Genomic DNA, 19,150 nt, shown 5'->3' with positions numbered 1-19,150 from the left:
GCACATGGGGGTCAGCTCTGCAGGGCGCTCTTCAGGCCGTCGAGCACGATCGTTGCCGCCGTCGGGCCGGCATTGAGGTACCACGGGTCGTCGTCGACGCGCACGATGTGGTTCTCGGTTGCCGCGCTCATTCCGGTCCACAGCGGGTTGGTGGTGTACGACGCGGCGCTGGAATCGGCTCCGGCGTCCTGGCTCGATACGAACACCCAGTCCGCGTTCGCGAGCTGAATTTCCTCCTCGCTGAAGTCCTGCGAGGTCTTGTCGAACTGCTGGCTGTCCGGGCGCGCCAGACCGGCGTCCCAGGCGATGTATCCCGCGAACGACGGGATGCCGAACACCCGTGCCCGATCGGCGGTGAAGCGGACGAACGAGACCGTGGGTGCGCCGGTGTCGGCAAACGAACCACCCAGTGCCGCAGCGTCGGAGGTGAAGGTGTCGATGAAGGTCTGAGCCTGATCGGTTCGGCCCAACGCGTCGGCGAGAAGGAGGAAGTCCTGCTTCCAGTTCACTCCGGTGCCTTCGGTGAGCACGGTCGGCGCGATGGTCGACAGTGTCGGGTAGATGTCCTCGGAGCCGGTCTTGTTCGCCAGGATGAGGTCGGGTTCGATGGCGGCGATGGCCTCGATGTCGACCTCCTGTCGGTTGCCGACGTCGACGAACTGCGACATGCGATCCGCGTACTGCGGGAACGAGAAGCTGATGTAGTCCGGGACCAGTGCGGCGCCGTCCCCGTAGGCGACTCCGGTGGGTACGACGCCCAGGGTGAGAGCTGCGTCGAGCTGGCCGGTGGCGATCACGACGATCTTCTTCGGTTCGGCGGGGATTTCGGTCGAGCCGCCGAAGTGGCCGACCGTGCGGGGGAACACGCCGTCCGCGGCACCGGAACCCATGCCGTCGGGGATGCCGGTCGGGCCGGGGGCGTCGGTGGCCGCATCGGCTGTGACCGACGTCGACGCGGTGGAGGGAGTGGCCGTCTGCTCGGCGGTGCCGCCGCAGGCGACAGTGGTCAGTGCGGTGACCGCGGCGATCGTGGTGGCCAGGAGTAGACGTTTCACTTCGTTCTCTTTCACAGATCGGGCGTAGGCAGGTAAGCCTAGCCTGTACCTGGCGAACGAGGTGAGCGGAACTTCGTAGCAGGGGTCGAAGTTCCGCTCACCTGGGTCAGCGCAGCGCGGCCGCCGCCTGCACCATGTTTCTCAGCGACCGCTCGACCTCCGCCACGCCGCGGGTCTTGAGTCCACAGTCGGGGTTGACCCAGAGTCGTTCGGCAGGAACTGCTTTCAATGCCGCCCGCAGCGATTCGGTGATCTCGTCGACGCTCGGCACCCGCGGTGAATGGATGTCGTACACGCCGGGGCCGACACCGAGGTCGAATCCGATCGAGTTCAGGTCGTCGAGTACTTCCATGTGCGAGCGGGCCGCCTCGATCGACGTCACGTCGGCGTCGAGGTCGGCGATCGCGTCGATAATCTCACCGAACTCCGAGTAGCACAGATGCGTGTGAATCTGCGTGTGGTCGGACACGCCGGATGTCGAGATCTTGAACGATCGCACGGCCCAGTCCAGGTACGCCGCTGTGTCTTTCGAGCGCAGGGGGAGGAGCTCACGAAGGGCAGGTTCGTCCACCTGGACGATTCGAATACCCGCTGCCTCCAGATCGATCGTCTCGTCGCGAATCGCCAGGGCGATCTGGGCTGCGGATTCGGCCAACGGTAGGTCGTCTCGGACGAACGACCACGCCAGAATCGTCACCGGGCCGGTCAACATGCCTTTGACCGGCTTGTCGGTGAGCGACTGCGCGTACTCGGACCAGTGCACGGTCATCGGTTTCGGGCGCGAGACGTCGCCGTACAGAATCGGCGGCCGAACGCACCGAGATCCGTACGACTGGACCCAGCCGTTCGACGTGGCCGCGAAGCCACTGAGCTGCTCGGCGAAGTACTGCACCATGTCGTTTCGCTCGGGCTCGCCGTGGACCAGCACATCGAGGCCGATCTTCTCCTGCAGTGCAACGACATCGGCGATCTCGGATTGCATCCGGGATACGTATTCGGCGTCGTCGATCTCACCGGTGCGCAGGGCTGCCCGAGCGAGTCGAATCTGCGTGGTCTGCGGATACGAACCGATGGTGGTCGTCGGCAACGACGGCAAGTCCAGTCGCGCAGCCTGAGCCCGGCAGCGTTCCTCGGCCGGGGTGCGGTCGACGGAGATTCCCGCGTCGAGACGTGCCCGAACGGCCGCGTCGTGCAGACGAGGGTCGGTGCGACGAGTCTCGAGCGCGGCTCGGGCCTGCTCGAGCTCGGACGACACCGATTCGGTGCCCTCTCGCAGCGCCCTCGCGAGGACGGCCACCTCGGCAACCTTCTCGGTACCGAAGGCCAGCCAGGATCGGAGCGGATCGACGATGTCGGTCTCTCCGTCGAGGGTGTACGGAACGTGCAGCAGCGAACACGAACTCGACACCGCGAGCGTGCCGGCACTACCCAACAGGCTCGCCAACGTTGCCAGCGCCTTGTCGAGATCCGTCCGCCAGATGTTGCGCCCGTCAACGACGCCCGCGACTATGTGCTTGCTCGCGAGCGCAGGTATCACGGCAACGTGCTCGACGGTGCCCGGCACCGTCAGATCGATCGACAATCCCTCGATACCGGTCGACGCGAGCACGGGCAGTACCGCACCGAGGTCACCGAAGTACGACGCCAGCAGTATGGCAGGCCTCGTCGACACTGCGCTCAGGTAGTCGTAAGCCTTCTTCGCACAGTCGATCTCGTGCTGCGTGCGGTCGGCCACGAGCGCAGGTTCGTCGAGCTGGACCCACTTCGCCCCGGCATCGGCGAGGTGTGTCAGCAGCTCCGCGTACAGCGGCAGAATCTCGTCGAGGCGGTCCAGTAGCGGGGCGCTGCTGCCGACTGCCTTTGACAGCAACAGGAACGTCACCGGTCCCAGGACGACCGGTCGAGCCGGGACATCGAGCGCGCGAGCTTCTTCGAGCTCGGCGAGCACCTTCTCGGGATGCAGTGAAAAGGTTGTCGCCGGGGAGATTTCGGGCACGAGGTAGTGGTAGTTGGTGTCGAACCACTTGGTCATCTCCAGTGGTGCGACGGTCTCGTTGCCTCGGGCGGCGGCGAAACAGCGGTCCAGCTCGCTGTTGATGCTCCGAACCCGCTCGGGTAGTGCGCCGAGCATGACCGCGGTGTCGAGCACGTGGTCGTAGTACGAAAAGGTGTTCACCGGAACGGAATCGAGTCCGGCAGCGACGAGTTCTCGCCAGGTGTTCTCGCGCAATGTTCGCGCGACGGATTCGAGTGCGGCTGCGTCGAGCGTTCCGGCCCAGTAGGATTCGACGGCTTTCTTCAGTTCTCGGTTCGGTCCGATACGGGCGGAACCGAGCACGGTGGCGGTGAATTCGATACTCACGGTAGTTCTCCAGGTGACTGCTGCATCGATGGCGCACCGCCTTCTCGGGCGCGCGAATCCCGGAGAGCCCCACGAGCAGCCGTACCAGGGTTACGCGCCCATTCCACGAGGCGGTGAACCGCTGCGCACGGCGTGCACAGCACAGACGGCAGGTATTCGGACTCGCGGGCACGTGGACGAACAGTCCACTCCTACTGGCCGTCGCTTCCCGAAGAGGCCTCTTCAGTGCTGTTGACGGCGGTCGTTCCTGCATACCGCTGCGGGACAGTCCCGGATTCTCACCGGGTTCCCTCTCACGACGCGCCGTACCGCACGCATCGCTTCGGCGCCGTGGTGAACTTCGGGGCTCCTCATGACCACCTGGCGAACCGACTGCAGGGACGAGCATAGATGCATCGACGAAGCGTCTGCTACGGTGCTCTCATGCAGCGCACGTATTTCTGGTTTAGCAGGCCGGCCCCGGGTGGGTCAGCCAGCGACGCCATGCGCTGAACTTCCACCCCACGAGCCGGATACAGACCGGCTCGAAGTGCGTGTGGAGCATGAGGAGCCGGCCTGGGAACAGGAACGACCTCTCATGACACTCTCTCTCGACACCCCACCTCTCGACGATCAGCGGACCATCAGCATCAGTCCGTTGATCGCTCCGTCGGTGCTGCGCCGCGAGCATGCCGTCGACGACGCGATCTCGGCCACGGTCCGTACCGGCCGCGCCGGTGTGGTCGACGTGCTGGACGGCCGCGACGATCGGCTGATCGTCGTCGTCGGCCCGTGCTCGGTGCACGACACCGCCGCTGCTCTCGACTACGCCCGACGCCTCGCCGCCAAGGCATCCGAACTGGGCGATCGCCTGCACATCGTCATGCGCGTCTACTTCGAGAAGCCGCGAACGACGCTGGGCTGGAAGGGTTTGATCAACGATCCGCACCTCGACGGCAGCTTCGACATCAACGCCGGTCTGCGAGTGGGACGCCAACTGCTGCTCGACATTTCCGCGCTCGGTCTGCCGGTCGGGTGCGAGTTCCTCGACCCGATCACCCCGCAGTACATCGCAGACCTGGTCAGCTACGGCGCAATCGGTGCGCGAACGGCGGCCAGCCAGGTGCACCGGCAGCTGTGCAGCGCGTTGTCGATGCCGGTGGGGATCAAGAACTCCACCGAGGGGGACATCCAGGTTGCGGTCGACGGCACCCGCGCTGCCGCCGCGAGCCACGTCTTCCCCGGCACCGATCTCGACGGTCAGGCGGCTCTCATTCGCACCGTCGGGAACCCGGACTGCCACGTGATCCTGCGCGGCGGTGTCGACGGGCCGAACTACGACGCCGAATCGGTCGCCGATACCGTTGCGCGACTGCGTAAGTCGGGTCTGCCGGAGCGGGTGGTCATCGACGCCAGCCACGGCAACAGTCGTAAGGACCACAACAAGCAGGTCGACGTCGTCACCGACGTGGCCGCTCGGGTGGCGGCAGGCGAACACGGCATCGTCGGACTGATGCTGGAGAGCTTCCTGGTCGCGGGCCGTCAGGATCTCGAACTCGGCCACCGGGACGAGCTGGTGTACGGACAGTCGATCACCGACGCCTGCCTCGATTGGGACACGACGGCAACGCAATTGGACACGTTGGCCGCAGCGGTGGTGGAGCGACGGAACTCGATCACCGCTCGTTGACGAACCCGGCCCGTCAGCGAACCCCGCGCGGTCGGAACTGCACGCTGATGCGTGGGCCGATCGCGCGGGTCGACTTGGGAATCGCATGCTCCCAGGTGCGTTGGCACGAGCCGCCCATCACCACCAGGTCCCCGTGGGCCAGCGTGAACTTCAGCGACGTTCCGCCGCCACGCGGTCGAAGCATGAGTTGCCTTGTGGCACCCAGCGATACGATCGCGACCATGGTGTCCTCGGTGGCGCTGCGACCGATGTTGTCGCCGTGCCAGGCGACGCTGTCGGATCCGTCGCGGTAGTAGCACAGTCCGGCGGTGGCGAACGATTCACCGAGTTCGGTGCGGTAGTGATCGTCGAGCGCATCGCGCGCGTCGTACAGGGCTGCGTCGGGCCACCGTTCGCGCTCGGCGTAGAACCGAACCAGGCGCGGCACGTCGACCACGCGGTCGTACATCTGCCTACGTTCGGCTCGCCAATCGACGGCGTCCACCAGCGAATCGAACAGGTGGGTACCGGCCAACCAGCCCGGTCGAACGTCCACCCACGCCCCGAGCGTGAGTTCGCGGCGGGTGACGGATTGCAGCGATCCGACGCCACCGTCGTCGTCACCGAACAGGGAGCCTTGCATCGCGAGCGACATGGATCGACTGTATCGAACAGGTGTTCCCATTACCAGTGAGTGGCGGTATCGTGCCCGCATGGGATACGGAATTCAGGTTGTGGTCGACAGCTCGAACCCCCATGCGCTGGCGAAGTGGTGGGCGCAGACACTGGGCTGGCAGGTCGAACCCAGCAACGAGAGTTTCATCCGTGAGATGGTCGCCGCGGGTCACGCCCGCGAAGAGGACACGACCGTCTTCGAGGGCGTTCTGGTGTGGCGGGCGGGCGCCGGAATCTCGGATCCCGAGTCGCCCGGCAGTCCGCGGGTGTTGTTCCAATCGGTGCCCGAACCGAAAACGGTGAAGAACCGGTTGCACCTGGACATTCGCGTCGGCGACGAGCGCGAGACGGTGGTCACGCAACTGCAGGCCCGGGGTGCATCGGTACTGCATCGAGGACACCAAGGCCCCAGTGTCTGGATCACCATGACCGATCCGGAGGGCAACGAGTTCTGCGTCAGTTGAGCCGGTAAGCACCGGGAGTCTGGCCGGTCCATCGCTTGAAGGCCCGGCGGAAGGCACTGGGCTCGGAGAACCCCAGGCGGGTCGAGATGTCGTCGACGCTGTCGCCGCGACTGAGCCCGGAGATCGCCGCATCGCGCAGCACCTCCTCGCGCAGTTGGTTGATGGAGGTGCCCTCCTGCCGAAGAATTCGTCGCAGGTGCGGTGGGCTGATGTTGAGCATCGCCGCGATCTCCTCGGTTCCCGGTGCTCCACCTTTGAAACCGGTTTCCAGGGCGCGACGGACCTGGCTCGACGCCGTGCTGTCGTAATCTCGAGACGAGAACAGCAGATTGGGCGACTCCGCGAGATAGTCCGCCAGCGTCGCCTCGGTCTGCACGATCGGTGCCCGCATCACTGCGCTGTCGAATTCCAGTGTGGCCAGATCGGTTCCGAACTCCACATGAGTGCCGAAGATGGCGTCGTACATCTTTCCCGCTTCGGGTCCCGGCAGCGGGTAGGGCAGTTGGACCGACAGAAGTTTGACCCGGTTGCCGATGAGCCACGCCGCGAATCGGTGCAGCAGAATCAACAGGAAATCGGTCAGCAGTCGCTCGGCGAGTTCGTTGCCCTCCGGGCTCAGGTGGGTGGTGGGGGTGACGTGCACGGTCAACACCGTGGATTCCTCGGTTCGGTCCATCGTCATGGGACGCACCGGAATCAGCACCCGCATGGTCTCGGACATCCGAACCAGCGCAGCCCACAGGTTCTCGGTGTGTATCAGCGTCTGGCACACCACGCGAAAGCTCCCGCGTCGTACCGGAACTGCGGCGAGGCCGAACAGTTCGTCGCCGGTCATCGCCCAGACCGCCTGAGTGAACGCGGTGACCTGCCGGGTGGTCAGGCGCTCCGCAGGATTGTCGAGGATGGTGGAACCGATGCCGGCCATCGACAGCGGGTAGGTCAGGTCCACCCCGCTCTTCGTCGCCAGGTCGACGGCCTGCCTGACGAAGTACGCCGGGATCGTCGGTTGCGCAGTCACAACCTTCGTAGCCTCTCGGCTGCGTCGGCGAGAACCTCGTCCTGCTTGCAGAAAGCGAAGCGCACCAATGATTTCCACGGACCCGGCTCGTCGACGAACGCGGTCACCGGAACCGCCGCCACGCCGACCAGGTCCGGGAGGGCACGGCAGAATTCGTAGGCGTCACCGCGCCCGATCGCCGCGATGTCGGCACAGACGAAATATGTTCCCGCGCTGTACTTCACATCCGCTCCTGCGGCGGCGAGCGCGGCCGAGAGCGTGTCCCGTTTGCGTTGCAGGCCGTCGCGCATCGTGGCTATCCAGGCCTGTTCGTGCTCGAGCGCGTAGGCCACGGCCGGTTGGAAGGGAGTACCGCCGACGAAGCTCATGAACTGTTTGGCGGCGCGGACGGCGTCGATCAGTTCGGCAGGCCCCAAAGCCCACCCCGTCTTCCACCCGGTGGCGTTGAAGGTCTTGGCGGCGCTCGACACGGTGACGGTTCGCTCGAACATCCCGGGCAGTGTCGCGATCGGCGTGTGTACGCGGCCGTCGAAGACGAGATGCTCGTAGACCTCGTCGGTGAGGACCAGCAGATCGTGTGCCACCGCGATCTCGGCGATGCGGATCATGGTGTCGCGGTCGAAGACCGTGCCGGTGGGATTGTGCGGGGAATTGACGATCAGCATGCGCGTGCGAGGCCCGATGGCGCGTTGGAGGGCGTCGGTGTCGACGGTCCACCCGTTGCCGTCGGCGACCAGCGACACGGCGGTCCGGGTGGCACCGGCGAGAGCGATGGCGGCGGCATAGGAGTCGTAGAACGGCTCGATCAGCAGGACGTCGTCGCCCGGCTCGATCAGACCGAGGAGGGACGCCGAGATCGCCTCGGTGGCACCGACGGTGACGAGTATCTGCGAATCGGGGTCGTAGCGCAGACCGAATCGCGCCGACCGGTCCTCGGCGATGGCAGCGCGCAGCACCGGCATGCCAGGGCCGGGGGAGTACTGATTGAGGCCACTGGCGATGGCCTGGCGCGCGGCTTCGAGCATGGCGGGTGGGCCGTCGGTGTCGGGGAAGCCCTGCCCGAGGTTGACGGCATTCTTCCGGACGGCGAGCGCGGTCATCTCGGCGAAGATCGTCGATGCGAACGGGCGCAACCGTGCCACTGTGCGCGAGGGGAACGACTCGGACATTCCTGCAGCGTAGTTCACAGACGGCAGCCGGTCGTTCGCCCTGCGTCTGTACTGTGCCTGTCATGCGATTCGGATTGTTCGTGCCACAGGGGTGGCGTCTCGATCTCGTCGGTATCGACCCTGCCCGGCAGTGGAGTGCGATGCGCGACCACGCGCTCGCCGCCGAGGCCGGTCCGTGGGAATCTCTGTGGGTCTACGACCACTTCCATACCGTTCCCACCGCGACCGACGAGGCCACGCACGAGGCCTGGTCGCTGATGTCCGCGTTGGCCGCGTCCACCTCGCGGATCAGGCTCGGGCAGATGTGCACGGCGATGGCGTACCGCAACCCGGCCTACCTGGCCGAAGTTGCTGCCACCGTGGACATCGTGTCGGGCGGCCGCGTCGAGATGGGCATCGGCGGCGGCTGGCACGAGCACGAGTTCCGAGCCTACGGCTACGGATTTCCCTCTGCCGGAGAACGATTGGGCAGGCTCGACGAGGGCGTGCAGATCTTCAAGCAGGCATGGACGGCCGGCGAGGTGTTCCTCGACGGAAAGTACTACGAGATCGACGGTGCCGTGGTGCGACCCCTGCCGTTGCAGGAGGGCGGCATCCCGCTGTGGATCGCGGGTGGCGGCGAGAAGGTCACCCTGAAGATCGCCGCGAAGTACGCCGACTACACCAACTTCGACGGAACCCCCACCGGTTTCGCCACCAAATCCGCTCTGTTGCGTGAACATTGTGCAACCGTGGGTACCGATTTCGATGCCATCGTCCGCTCGGCGAACTACAACGTCGCCATCGGTGCAACCGAGGCCGAGGTGGAAGACCGACTGCGCGCGCTCGAAAGCCGCCTGACCGAGTACGTGGGTGCCGAGAAGGCGCACAGTGCCCTCGACGCGTACCGCGGGATGCCCGCAGTGGGAACTCCTGAGCAGATCATCGAGAATCTGACGGCGCTGCAGGAACAAGGGATGACGTACGGCATCTTCTACTTCCCCGAAGCGGCGTACGACCGGTCCGGTATCGAACTCTTCGAGCGCGAGGTGATCCCCGCCCTGGCCTAGGCCGGGGATGCGGTTCGATTCAGCGCAGGTCGTCGGGAAGATCCGCAGGATCGATGAGCAACTGTTGGTTCTTGGCGGTGCGGACCTTCTCCGACAGGCCGATGTTGGCGTGCAGCAACGCCCACTCGCCCTCGGTGATCTCCTCGACTGCGCGCGCGATGACCCCCGGATCGGTGGTTCCCCATGCGATGGGCATCGCCGTGGCCAACTGCCACGTTCGTCCGCCGGTGTTGCGGCCACGGTCCGCGAGAACCGACACCGCAGGCACCTGAGCGCCCCGCTCGACGGCGTGGCCGGGAAGCGTGCGCACGACGCGGGTGATCAACACGTAGTGCGGCTCGTCCACCTCCGGCTTCGCGATGTCGATCAGAGCCAGCAGTATCGCTCCACTCGGTAGCTTCTCGGCCACCATCGCCGGCACCAGATCGCCTGCAGCATATTGCGATTCGATGGAACCCATCTTTCGGGGTGCCCACAGCATCACCCAGAGCGAGGTGGCCGCACCGATCAGGAACACCGCGCCGAGGATGTACGACCACGGAGCGGCGATCCAGATGAACCAGGCCCCGAGCGCGATGAGGAACACGGCGGTCAGCGCTGCGGAGGAACGCAGCCGACGAAGCTCGGTGAACGTCTCGTTGACCGACTTCGCGTGGGCTACGTCTACAGGGAACTCGAACTTGCGCACAGAGGTATTCCTAGCACGGTCCCGAGTGGACCCGACGTCTCAGATCGCCGGACCGAGCAGATCGTCCGCGTCGGTGATGCGGTAGGCGTAGCCCTGTTCGGCGAGGAAACGCTGACGGTGGGCTGCGTACTCGGCGTCGAGGGTGTCGCGGGAGACCACCGAGTAGAAATGCGCCTGACCGCCGTCGTGCTTCGGCCGGAGCAGTCGGCCGAGGCGCTGCGCCTCTTCCTGTCTGGAGCCGAATGTTCCCGAAACCTGAACTGCCACAGAGGCTTCTGGAAGGTCGATCGAGAAGTTCGCCACCTTGCTCACCACGAGCGTCTGGATCTCGCCCTTGCGGAACGCGTCGAACAGCACCTCGCGCTCCTTGTTCTTGGTCGAGCCCTGAATGACCGGAGCGTTCAGCGCTTCACCGAGCTCGTTCAACTGATCGAGATACGCGCCGATGACCAACGTCGGAGCGTCCTGATGTTTGGCGAGGATCGACTTCACGACGGCGATCTTGGTGTGCGCCGTCGAGCACAGCTTGTAGCGCTCCTCGGGCTCGGCGACGGCATAGGACATGCGCTCGGCATCGGTGAGGGTGACGCGAACCTCGATGCACTCGGCAGGCGCGATCCAGCCCTGTGCCTCGATGTCCTTCCACGGAGCGTCGTACCGCTTGGGTCCGATCAGCGAGAAGACGTCGCCCTCGCGGCCGTCCTCGCGGACGAGGGTCGCGGTGAGGCCGAGGCGTCGACGGGACTGCAGATCGGCCGTCATGCGGAACACCGGCGCGGGGAGCAGGTGCACCTCGTCGTAGATCACCAATCCCCAGTCGCGGGAATCGAAGAGCTCCAGGTGCTTGTACTCACCCTTGGTGCGACGCGTGATCACCTGATACGTGGCGATTGTCACAGGGCGAATCTCCTTGCGCTCTCCCGAATACTCGCCGATCTCGTCCTCGGTGAGCGAGGTGCGTGCGATGAGTTCGCGCTTCCACTGCCGACCGGCGACGGTGTTGGTGACCAGAATCAGCGTGGTCGCCTTCGCTCGGGCCATCGCGGCTGCGCCGACCATCGTCTTGCCGGCACCACAGGGCAGTACCACCACTCCCGAGCCACCGGCCCAGAACGAATCGGCCGCCATCTCCTGGTAGTCGCGAAGCGTCCAGTTGCCGCCCTCGGTGTCGAGCTCGATGGGGTGAGCTTCGCCGTCGACGTAGCCGGCGAGGTCCTCGGCAGGCCAACCGATCTTGAGCAGCATCTGCTTGACGTGGCCGCGTTCGGACGGATGCACGATCACCGTGTCCTCGTCGACCATCGCGCCGAGCATGGGTGCAATCTTCTTGTGCCGCATCACCTCTGTGAGCACGGCGCGGTCCAGACTGATCAGGACCAGACCGTGTATCGGGCTCTTGACCAACTGCAACCGGCCGTAGCGCGCCATGGTGTCGACGATGTCGACCAGCAGCGGTTGCGGCACCGCGTAACGCGAGAAGTTCACCAGCGCATCGACCACCTGCTCGGCGTCGTGGCCCGCGGCACGGGCGTTCCACAGGGCCAGCGGGGTGATGCGATAGGTGTGCACGTGCTCGGGGGCACGTTCGAGCTCCGCGAACGGTGCGATGGCCGCCCGCGCTGCGCCCGCGAGTTCGTGATCGACCTCGAGCAACAGCGTTTTGTCGGACTGGACGATCAGCGGGCCGTCGGTCACGGTTCCTCCTAGAGACATCTGCTGCGCCCGAAAGAGCGCAACTTCTCCATTGTCCACAGGTAGGGGCGCGCGTGCACGTGAGCCCGGTCTACTCGACCAACGCGACCGAGGTGATGCGATGCAGGGTGAAGCGTCGAACCCCACCGGTTGCGGGGTCGAACGCGTCGAGTTGGCCGCCGCCGATGCTGATCGGATCGACGATGCGATGGGTGGCCACGCCCTGGGCGTCGACGTAGCCGATGCTCACGCTCCGTTTGACCTTCGCCGCGGTCTGCAGCAGCGTCATCGTCGCGGTGCTGCTGGCCCGAGATCCGTCGGCGCGCACCACTGCGCCGCCGTTGCCTGCCGCCCTGTCGGCTGCGCGCATTCCACGCACCAACGAACCCAGCTGTTCCTCGGTCGGGACGGCCGGAGTGCGGAACGTCTGGCGTGGCCGCCTGGCCGATACCCTCGACCCGCGGGCACGCAGATCGACGATGGTGCCGGACGAGTCCTCGCCCGCAGGCGCGAATCCCGCTCCGGCCAGGACCGTGAGCACCTCGGCGAGCGGGGCCTGTGAGATCGCGACGGTCGGAGCCAGTGCCCTCAGGGCCAGGGATTCGGCTGCCGGCGACGCCATCACCTCGGCCAGCAGGGCCGGGTCCTCGCATCGAACGAACGACGCGGCGACGCCTGCCCGTAGGCGGCCGTGCCGACGAGCCACGTCGTCGATCAGGTAGGTCAGGGCCTGGGGTACCGGCGTTCGCGAGTGGGTGGCGAACAACGAGTGCAGTTCGGAGGCGGTCAGTCCCACGTCGAGGGCGCGGCGCAGGCTGGTGTCGCTGATCCGGTACATCGTGGCTGCGCCCGCGGACTCCACGTCGGCGACCAGTTCGATTCGATCCTGTAGTTCGGGCTCGAGGGGTCCGGGTGCCACCAGGGTGAGGTCGGCCTGCACCAGGACGTAGTCGATGGGCTCGGGCAGCGTCGCACGCATGTCGGCCTCGGCGTTGCCGTCGTGCAGCAGGGAGCGTCCCGGGGTCGAGATCGCCCCGCGGGCGACGATGCCGAGAGCCGTTGCTTCGGCGAGAACATGTCCGACGGGGGTGACGCCGAAGCGTCCCGACCACCGGGGTCGACGCCACGCCAGGGTGCGGGCGAGATCGGCGGGCTGCGCTGCGTGTCCGCTGCCGAGTTCGGCGAGCAACTCGAGAATCATCCGTCGATCCCGGGGCGCGGCCGGGGATCGGACTTCGTCGGACAGGGCGGCGATGGGCTTGTCGTTGGGGTCACGCATCCCGATGACCCACGGTGCCCGTGGCACTTCGAGCCAGGCGGAGGCGAGGGTGTGCCAGCGGGCAGCGGGGGCCGCGGTGAGCCACGCGTCGACGGCGGGTGTGGGTGCCCAGTAGTCGTCGCCGTTGTCGGACGCAGGCACCGGGTCCGGTGTTCCGCTCGAGATGAGATGGGCGGCGGCCAGCAACTCGACGAGGATGCTCACTCGATCGTCGTCGAGGCCGGTGGCCTTGGTGATCTTGCGGAGCTCGCGCACTCCGAGGCCGCCGGCCTTGAGGGCGGGTGCAGGCGAGGCCGACAACGCCTCGATCACGGCTACGCAGTGTCGGTTCAGCTCCAGTGCCTCTCCCGCGGCAGCGGCGTCGACATCGGTGAGCGAATAGGTGCTGGTGGCGAGCTTGGGTTCGGCGAGCGAGCGTGGGTCGGACATCGGTTCGCCGCGCAGGATCTGCCCGACCTGGACGGGAAGCTCGACGGTTTGCTCGTCCAACCAGATCAGTAGGCCTGCGGCGAGCAGCTTCTGGACGGGTCGATCGGGCGGTGTTCCCGGTGCGGCGTCTCGGGTGCGGCCGGTCGGGGACGACCTGGCGAGGGTGTCGAGAAGGCTGCGTTCGCCGTCGCCGAGCTCGGCCAGAGCCGCGGTGATGTGTGATTCGGTGAGGTTGTCGACCGGGTCGAGTGCGCGGCCGATGCGCCACGGCACCGCGTCCGCCGCGGTGGCGCTGATTCGGAAGCCGGCTGCATCGCCCCACACCAGCAGGCGTTCGCGCAGCTGGGCCAGTGCCCTGTCCACGCTCTTGGCCGGTGCGCGTTTGGCGACCACTGCCAGCAGCGCGGCGCGAGTGACGGGTCGTTCGTACGCTTCCTCGATGGCGAGGATCTCGAGGATCGTCAGGGCCAGGGTGTCGAGGGTGTCCGCGGTGTGCAGGATCGATCGGCGCTGCTCGGCCCGTCCGGCCAGCACGGCCAGGGATGCGGGCGGCGGCGCGGTCAGATCCGGACGCAGCGACATGGCCTTGATCAGCTCGGCGTCGCTGCGAGCTGCGATCCATTGCGGCAGATCAGGAGGCGTGTCGGTGTGTCGGTGCGCAGTCGTGTCGGTCATCGTCTATCAGATTAGAGACCTGGGCTGGTGCTCGCCGCAGGGCAGGTGTCAAAATGGGCCCATGGTGAACAAGTCGAAGAAGCCCTATGTCGATCCAGGCTGGCCGGACACCGCTCGCGGTGACCACGCGGTGACCGAACTCTCGTCCGCTCGATCGGGTGGCTTGTCACCCTTCGGCGAGGACACCGAGTTCCCGCTGCCCGTCGAAGACCTGCCCTATGCCCACCCGGTGACCGTGGTCAATCGCTGATTGCGGACCTCGAACACGAAAAAGCCCCCGACGATCGTCGGGGGCTTTTCTCGTACGAGCTCGAGCTGCCGTGCAGCCTACTGGGGCAGGAATGCCTTGTTGGCCTGGTAGAAGTTCACGATCTGCGGATCGAGCTGGATGCCCTGAGCCGCGTTCTGCACGAACGCTGCGATCTGCGGATCGTTGGTGATGTTCTGGACGGCGGTGACGATGCCTTCGACGACCTCGGGCGAGCTGTCCACGGCCGGGATGGACGTGAGGTCGGGGAGAGCGGGAACCTCCGGTGCCTTCGGGGTGACCGGAACGCTGCGCTCGGTGGGCGCGCTGTTCAGGCCGAGGCTCGAGGAGCAGGACGGCCATGCGCCCCAGCCCTGCGAGTCGAGGACCTTCTCCGCCACTGCGATCTGCTCTTCGCGGCTGGCCTGGTTGGCCGTGGCCGCGTACTGCTGGCCGCCGTGTGCGTTCCAGGTGCTGGGGGAGAACTGCAGCCCGCCCTGGAAGCCGTTGCCGGTGTTGATGCCCCAATTGCCGCCGGCTTCACACTGTGCCAGGCGGTCCCAGTCGGAATCCGGTGCCGCGTTGGCGGTGCCGGTGAAGGCGATGCTCGCGGTGCCCATGATGGCTCCGGTGACTGCCACCTTCGCGACGGTCTTGCCAGTGGTGCTCGGCTTGCGATGACGTCCGCTCATACGAGTTGAAATCCTCTCCACACGCGCCTGCGAGGTCAGCTGTCGGGTTCGGGCTGAGAGGTAGCCCGGCCTTTTCGCTCACTCCTCGGAATGAGCAATTGGGCTTAACCCCAAGGGAAGTCGGGGCGGCTTCGTGAGCCGCTACAACTTCCCGGTTGTCCGTGGAGGACGTGGGTCCCCCGTCCTCGTCCCCTGGGTGATCGTCGAGGGTGTTCCGGTTCCCGCGGGACGAGGTTTGGCGCTGCGGGCCGGAATTCGGCCGAACTTTCCGGCCGCTGCTGACCGTACTGAAATTCCCGCCTTACGTCACTATTTGGTAACTGTCGATTTCGGGGCGTCGTCGAGAGCGCATTTCGTACCTGTTTCGGGTCTCTCGAGTCGGCCCAGCTAGTGGACGTGCCGGGCATTGAACCCCTGTCCGTTGCCTGTCCGTTACCCGAGCGTGATGTGATGGAAGTCACATCGGTGTCGCCTCGTTCGAGAGGTCACCGAACGGCAACGATGTCCTTGCCGAGGGGCATGAGGGATACGGGAATCATCTTGAGGTTCGCGATCGCCAACGGGATGCCGATGATGGTGATCGCCATCGCGAGCGCAGTGAGCACGTGAGTCAGGGCCAACCACCAACCGGCCAGAATCAGCCAGAGCACGTTCCCGATGAGCGCGCCCGATCCGGACCCCGGCTTGTCGACGATCGTCGACCCGAACGGCCACAGCGCGTAGACGCCGATGCGGAACGACGCGATCCCGAACGGGATCGTCACGATGAGGATGCACAGCAGCAGTCCGGCGAGGAAGTAGCCGAGCGCCAGCCACAGGCCGCCGAAGACCAGCCAGATGATGTTCAGAATCAATCGCATGGTCAGCGCGCCCGTCGTCCGGATGCCAGCGCGTACACCAGTGCCAGCAGGAAGCCGGTCGGCGCGGAGAACATGGCCGTCAGATACAGCCCCAGTGGGGGCTTGGCGTCGGAGAAGATCGGAAACATCAGGATCGCGACGATGGCGACGAGGCCGATCGCGAACAGGGTCAGCGCGATGCGCAGCAGGGCGGTGCTGCTCTTACGGGTCGTTGTGTCCACGTACCCCACGGTAGTGCGAAGCGGGGCGCTGTGAGGAGCACGGTGCGGGAACAACTCGAATGCTCTATCCGGGCTCACCGCGCTAGACTGAAGTATTCGCGTCCTACGTTCTCGTGGGGCGCGAAACTTGTGCGGGCCGACCATCGGTCCCACGACCAACGCAACTAACGACAGCAACAGATGAACGGGTGAGCTCAGTGCCGACCGGCAAGGTGAAGTGGTACGACGTCGACAAGGGATTCGGATTCCTCTCGCAGGAGGAAGGCGAGGACGTCTACGTGCGTTCCTCGGCGCTGCCCGAGGGCGTCGAAGGCCTCAAAGCCGGCCAGCGGGTCGAGTTCGGGATGGCCGCGGGCCGCCGCGGACCGCAGGCACTGAGCCTGAAGGTTCTCGAGCCCGCACCGTCGGTGCGTCAGAACACCGGCAGCACCCGCCGCGAACCCGTCGAGCGCAAGCACACACCCGACGAACTGCACGGGATGGTCGAGGACATGATCACGCTGCTCGAAGCGACCGTGCAGCCCGAGCTCCGCAAGGGCAAGTACCCGGACCGCAAGATCGCGCAGCGCATCTCCGAGGTGGTCCGGGCCGTCGCCCGCGAGCTGGACAGCTGATCCCGGGAACGAACTACGGGCGCGTGCCGATCGACCAGATGGCGTGGCTGACGAAGCCCTCCTGATTGGTGTCGGTGTCGATGATGCCGGTGGGCAGACGAATTTCGATCCCCAGCAGGGTCCGGTCGCTGTCGTCCGTGGTGGGCACCGTGACGCTGAGCCTGGTTCCGGGTTCGTTGAACTCGCTGTCCTCGACGACGTTCCCGCTGTCGTCGCCGTAGACCCGGGCCAGCACCCACGGCGCCGAGTAGACGGCCTCGGGGAGTGAGAGCTGCACCGTCGGGGCCTTGCCGACCTCGATTTCGGTCGTCTCGCCGACATTGGTGCACAGCGGGTCGGTGACGGCGCAGTACAGGTACGGCTCGACCTCGACGGCCCGGCCGTTGGCGTAAGCGGAGACGGTCGGTTCCTTCTCCGGTGCGTTCCCGATCAACAGTGCGAGGACCGCGACGAACGCAGCGGCGACGACGAACAGACCAGCGACGGTCAGGGCGGCGATCTTCTTGGTACGGGGAGCGAGATTCACTTGGTCACGTTTTCGCCGAAGGAACCGTCGGACACTTCTTGTTCGACGTGGTCGGGTCGGTTGCCGCCGAAGCCGGGCAGAAGCGATCTGCCGCGGTAGGTGAGGAATGTCTGCACGAGCCCGATCGTAAGCAACACCGAGACCACCGTGAAACCGAGCCAGTACTCGGTGGGGAGCAGGACGCCGAGCGTGCCGCCGAGGACCCAGCACAGCTGCATGACGGTCTCCGAGCGGCCGAATCCCGACGCGATCGATTCCGGCGGCAGGTCGGCCTGCAGCGATGCGTCGAGGGAGACCTTGGCGAGTGCGCTGGCGCTCGACGCGACGAGCGCGGCCACCGCCGCGGTCAGCAGGCTGTCGGTGATGGCAGCGACCACGGCCACCACGGTCACGGCGATGGTGCATCGCAGGACGACCAGGGACGGCCGACCGAGCTTGATCCTGGCACCGAGCGCGTTGCCCGAGAAGTTGCCGAGACCGGCGGCGGCCCCGACGAGTCCGAGCATCGCAGCCTGCTGAAGCGGCTCGTGTTCGGTACGGGACTTGGCGACGAACGCGATGTAGAGCGTGAGGAACCCGGTGAGAACCCGGATGGTGCCGTTGCCCCACAGACCGACGATGACCGCGCGGCCGAGGGGCTGTCTGCGGTTCTTGGTGCTGCTCGACGTCGGCGGGGCCGAGACCGTGCGGCGGAGGTTCTCGGTCGGGGCACCGCTTCCGGCGTAATCGCGTCCACCGTGCTGATCGGCGTGGTAGCTCAGGGTCGCGGGCACTTCGCCCTCGGTGATCTCGACCCAGGACGGGATGCGCATGCTCAGATAAGCGCCGAGCACGGTGATCGCGGCGACGAACCACAGGGCTCCCGGTGAACCTGCGACGAACGCGATGCCGCCGGCGAGCGCGCCGGCAGCGATGGTGCCACCGAGCAGACCGAACACCGTCAGACGGGAGTTGACGCGAACGAGGTCGATCTCCGGCGGCAGTACTCGCGGCGTCACCGCGCTCTTGAGCACCGCAAAGGACTTGCTCAGGACGAGCATGCCGAGCGCGGCCGGATACAACACCCAGCTGTCGAAGTTGAACACCAGCACCACCGCCAACACGGTGCGCAACCCGAACGAGGTGGCCAGCGCGATGCGACGGCCGTGCTGCAATCGGTCGAGCAGTGGCCCGATGAGCGGCGCGATCAGCGCGAACGGTGCGATGGTGATGACGAGATACAGCGCGACCTTGGTCTTGTCCTCACCGGTGGCAGCCGAGAAGAAGAGCGTGTTGGCCAATGCGATCGCCAGGGCGGCGTCCGAAGCGAAGTTCGCCATGGTGGCGTAGGTGAGTGCGGTCAGACCGGACTTGTCGGCACCGTCCGCCTTCGCGGCTCGCTGGAAGGACGCGATGCCCTTGCCGGTCAGCTCGCGGCCGCGCATGGCGGCGACGCGGGTGACGGTCAGCTTCTTGGGCATCGGCGGCGGCTTGCGTGCGCCGGCCCTGCCACGCGCGGCAGTGATCTGCTCGGTCCGCGGCGGGTGCAACGGCGGCAACGGCTGACGCCGACTCGGCACATGGGTGGACGTCAGGGGAACAGCGGGTGGGTAGTTCGCCAGACCGGGGTGCTCGGTGGGGTCAGGAGCGGAGCCTGCGGAGTGACCGGTGGGGTCGGGAGCGGAGCCTGCGGAGTGACCGGTGGGGTCGGGAGCGGAGCCTGCGGAGTGACCGGTGGGGTCGGGAGCGCCGTTGCGCTCGGGGTCGTCCGCACCCGGTGGGGTGTGGGGGAGACGTGGATCGGTCAC

General features: G+C 66.3%; 18 protein-coding genes and 2 riboswitches. Of the genes, 5 read left to right on the top strand and 13 right to left on the bottom strand.

Features of this window, described 5'->3' with window-relative positions; all coding sequences use genetic code 11:
- Positions 1-11 precede the first annotated feature (11 nt).
- Together CH296_RS03810 and metE are read right to left on the bottom strand one after the other, a co-directional pair.
- Positions 12-1,055 (bottom strand): iron-siderophore ABC transporter substrate-binding protein, encoded by a 1,044-nt coding sequence (locus CH296_RS03810; protein ID WP_094684095.1) that lies wholly within the window; start codon positions 1,053-1,055, stop codon positions 12-14.
- Positions 1,056-1,161: 106 nt separating this feature from the next.
- A complete protein-coding gene (metE, locus tag CH296_RS03805; RefSeq protein ID WP_094631137.1) occupies positions 1,162-3,417 on the bottom strand; it encodes a 5-methyltetrahydropteroyltriglutamate--homocysteine S-methyltransferase in 2,256 nt (751 codons plus the stop codon).
- A 129-nt stretch (positions 3,418-3,546) separates the two neighbouring features.
- A riboswitch (cobalamin riboswitch) is annotated at positions 3,547-3,745 on the bottom strand.
- 249 nt (positions 3,746-3,994) lie between these two features.
- Here metE and CH296_RS03800 point away from each other — a divergent pair.
- A complete protein-coding gene (locus tag CH296_RS03800; RefSeq protein ID WP_094645833.1) occupies positions 3,995-5,086 on the top strand; it encodes a 3-deoxy-7-phosphoheptulonate synthase in 1,092 nt (363 codons plus the stop codon).
- A 13-nt stretch (positions 5,087-5,099) separates the two neighbouring features.
- Here CH296_RS03800 and CH296_RS03795 read toward each other — a convergent pair whose 3' ends face one another.
- Complete coding sequence (locus CH296_RS03795; RefSeq protein WP_094683160.1) at positions 5,100-5,720, bottom strand: alpha-ketoglutarate-dependent dioxygenase AlkB; 621 nt, start codon at positions 5,718-5,720, stop codon at positions 5,100-5,102.
- 58 nt (positions 5,721-5,778) lie between these two features.
- On the opposite strand from CH296_RS03795, the gene CH296_RS03790 reads away from it, so the two are divergent.
- Positions 5,779-6,204, top strand: coding sequence for a VOC family protein (locus CH296_RS03790; RefSeq protein ID WP_094683318.1), 426 nt, complete (start codon positions 5,779-5,781; stop codon positions 6,202-6,204).
- Here the strand turns inward: CH296_RS03790 and CH296_RS03785 are convergent.
- Positions 6,197-7,222, bottom strand: coding sequence for an AraC family transcriptional regulator (locus CH296_RS03785; RefSeq protein WP_032395862.1), 1,026 nt, complete (start codon positions 7,220-7,222; stop codon positions 6,197-6,199). The genes CH296_RS03790 and CH296_RS03785 overlap by 8 nt on opposite strands.
- Positions 7,219-8,391 (bottom strand): pyridoxal phosphate-dependent aminotransferase, encoded by a 1,173-nt coding sequence (locus tag CH296_RS03780; protein WP_094684094.1) that lies wholly within the window; start codon positions 8,389-8,391, stop codon positions 7,219-7,221. The genes CH296_RS03785 and CH296_RS03780 overlap by 4 nt, the downstream gene beginning before the upstream one ends.
- A 62-nt stretch (positions 8,392-8,453) precedes the next feature.
- Between CH296_RS03780 and CH296_RS03775 the strand changes: the two genes are divergently transcribed.
- Positions 8,454-9,440 carry an LLM class F420-dependent oxidoreductase gene (locus CH296_RS03775; protein WP_094684040.1) on the top strand — a complete coding sequence of 329 codons (987 nt, stop codon included), beginning with the start codon at positions 8,454-8,456 and terminating at the stop codon, positions 9,438-9,440.
- Between the two features lie 19 nt (positions 9,441-9,459).
- On the opposite strand, the gene CH296_RS03770 is transcribed toward CH296_RS03775, so the two are convergent.
- From CH296_RS03770 to CH296_RS03760, 3 genes are all read right to left on the bottom strand, one after another.
- Positions 9,460-10,128, bottom strand: a complete 669-nt coding sequence (locus CH296_RS03770; RefSeq protein ID WP_032395859.1) for a DUF3239 domain-containing protein — start codon at positions 10,126-10,128, stop codon at positions 9,460-9,462.
- A gap of 39 nt (positions 10,129-10,167) precedes the next feature.
- Positions 10,168-11,823: a DNA repair helicase XPB gene (locus CH296_RS03765; RefSeq protein ID WP_032396285.1), complete on the bottom strand. Its 1,656-nt coding sequence runs from the start codon at positions 11,821-11,823 to the stop codon at positions 10,168-10,170.
- An 88-nt stretch (positions 11,824-11,911) separates the two neighbouring features.
- Positions 11,912-14,203 carry a helicase-associated domain-containing protein gene (locus CH296_RS03760; protein WP_094683162.1) on the bottom strand — a complete coding sequence of 764 codons (2,292 nt, stop codon included), beginning with the start codon at positions 14,201-14,203 and terminating at the stop codon, positions 11,912-11,914.
- A gap of 61 nt (positions 14,204-14,264) precedes the next feature.
- Here CH296_RS03760 and CH296_RS03755 point away from each other — a divergent pair, with 61 nt between their 5' ends.
- Positions 14,265-14,453: a hypothetical protein gene (locus tag CH296_RS03755; protein WP_032395857.1), complete on the top strand. Its 189-nt coding sequence runs from the start codon at positions 14,265-14,267 to the stop codon at positions 14,451-14,453.
- Positions 14,454-14,530: 77 nt separating this feature from the next.
- Here the strand turns inward: CH296_RS03755 and CH296_RS03750 are convergent, their stop codons facing one another.
- The 3 genes from CH296_RS03750 to CH296_RS03740 form a co-directional block, all read right to left on the bottom strand.
- Positions 14,531-15,142 carry a resuscitation-promoting factor Rpf1 domain-containing protein gene (locus CH296_RS03750; protein ID WP_094684039.1) on the bottom strand — a complete coding sequence of 204 codons (612 nt, stop codon included), beginning with the start codon at positions 15,140-15,142 and terminating at the stop codon, positions 14,531-14,533.
- Positions 15,143-15,150: 8 nt separating this feature from the next.
- A riboswitch (cyclic di-AMP (ydaO/yuaA leader) is annotated at positions 15,151-15,358 on the bottom strand.
- A 269-nt stretch (positions 15,359-15,627) separates the two neighbouring features.
- Positions 15,628-16,002 (bottom strand): YccF domain-containing protein, encoded by a 375-nt coding sequence (locus CH296_RS03745; RefSeq protein ID WP_032395855.1) that lies wholly within the window; start codon positions 16,000-16,002, stop codon positions 15,628-15,630.
- A 2-nt stretch (positions 16,003-16,004) separates the two neighbouring features.
- A complete protein-coding gene (locus tag CH296_RS03740) occupies positions 16,005-16,223 on the bottom strand; it encodes a hypothetical protein (RefSeq protein WP_032395854.1) in 219 nt (72 codons plus the stop codon).
- A gap of 197 nt (positions 16,224-16,420) precedes the next feature.
- Between CH296_RS03740 and CH296_RS03735 the strand changes: the two genes are divergently transcribed.
- Entirely contained in the window at positions 16,421-16,837 is a 417-nt protein-coding gene (locus tag CH296_RS03735; RefSeq protein WP_008719325.1) for a cold-shock protein, read from the top strand.
- Positions 16,838-16,850: 13 nt separating this feature from the next.
- On the opposite strand, the gene CH296_RS03730 is transcribed toward CH296_RS03735, so the two are convergent.
- Together CH296_RS03730 and CH296_RS03725 are read right to left on the bottom strand one after the other, a co-directional pair.
- Positions 16,851-17,363 carry a DUF2771 domain-containing protein gene (locus CH296_RS03730; RefSeq protein ID WP_032395853.1) on the bottom strand — a complete coding sequence of 171 codons (513 nt, stop codon included), beginning with the start codon at positions 17,361-17,363 and terminating at the stop codon, positions 16,851-16,853.
- On the bottom strand, positions 17,360-19,150 hold the full coding sequence (locus CH296_RS03725) for an MFS transporter (protein ID WP_256980321.1): 1,791 nt from the start codon (positions 19,148-19,150) through the stop codon (positions 17,360-17,362). Before CH296_RS03725 ends, CH296_RS03730 begins: the two co-directional genes overlap by 4 nt.

The organism is Rhodococcus sp. 14-2496-1d (assembly GCF_002259365.1).
Lineage (GTDB): Bacteria > Actinomycetota > Actinomycetes > Mycobacteriales > Mycobacteriaceae > Rhodococcoides.
Note: the sequence above shows the minus strand (reverse complement) of the source record. Positions and strands in the feature narration are given on the sequence as shown.